Origin of the sequence: Streptomyces coeruleofuscus (genome assembly GCF_039532725.1) — a bacterium.
Lineage (GTDB): Bacteria > Actinomycetota > Actinomycetes > Streptomycetales > Streptomycetaceae > Streptomyces > Streptomyces coeruleofuscus.
This window is the reverse complement of the sequence record NZ_BAAASE010000030.1, coordinates 1-947: the sequence shown is the minus strand read 5'-3', so window position 1 is coordinate 947 and position 947 is coordinate 1. Positions and strand designations below refer to the sequence as shown.

The 947-nt window shown below is 64.1% G+C and carries 1 protein-coding gene; it reads left to right on the top strand.

Annotation, left to right across the window (positions count from 1 at the left end; all coding sequences use genetic code 11):
• The coding region (locus ABFX81_RS42110; RefSeq protein WP_346139709.1) for an adenosylhomocysteinase at positions 1-947 on the top strand (947 nt) is incomplete at both ends.

Here is a 947-nt window from a genome sequence, read left to right as displayed (position 1 = left end):
TCCCGGTGTTCGCCTGGAAGGGCGAGACGCTGGAGGAGTACTGGTGGTGCACGGAGCAGGCGCTGACGTGGCCGGACAGCCCCACCGGCGGTCCGAACATGATCCTGGACGACGGTGGTGACGCCACCCTCCTCGTCCACAAGGGCGTCGAGTACGAGAAGGCCGGCAAGGTCCCTGCCGTCGACACCGCCGAGAACGACGAGCACCGCGTCATCCTCGAGCTCCTGAACCGCACCATCACCGACGGCTCCCAGAAGTGGACCCAGCTCGCCTCGGAGATCCGGGGCGTGACCGAGGAGACCACGACGGGTGTTCACCGTCTGTACGAGATGCAGCGTGACGGTGTCCTTCTGTTCCCGGCGATCAATGTGAACGACGCCGTGACGAAGTCGAAGTTCGACAACAAGTACGGCTGCCGGCATTCGCTGGTGGATGGCATCAACCGTGCCACCGACACGCTGATCGGCGGGAAGACCGCGGTCATCTGCGGTTACGGGGATGTGGGCAAGGGCTGTGCGGAGTCGTTGCGCGGGCAGGGTGCCCGTGTGATCGTCACGGAGATCGATCCGATCTGCGCGCTTCAGGCGGCGATGGACGGCTACCAGGTCACGACGCTGGACGAGGTCGTGGAGACGGCTGACATCTTCATCACCACGACCGGTAACAAGGACATCATCATGGCCGGTGACATGGCCCGGATGAAGCACCAGGCGATCGTGGGCAACATCGGTCACTTCGACAACGAGATCGACATGGCCGGCCTGGCGAGGATCCCGGGCGTTGTGAAGGACGAGATCAAGCCGCAGGTCCACACGTGGACGTTCCCGGACGGCAAGGTGATCATCGTGCTGTCCGAGGGGCGTCTGCTGAACCTGGGTAACGCCACGGGTCACCCGTCGTTCGTGATGTCCAACTCGTTCGCGGACCAGACGCTGGCGCAGATCGAG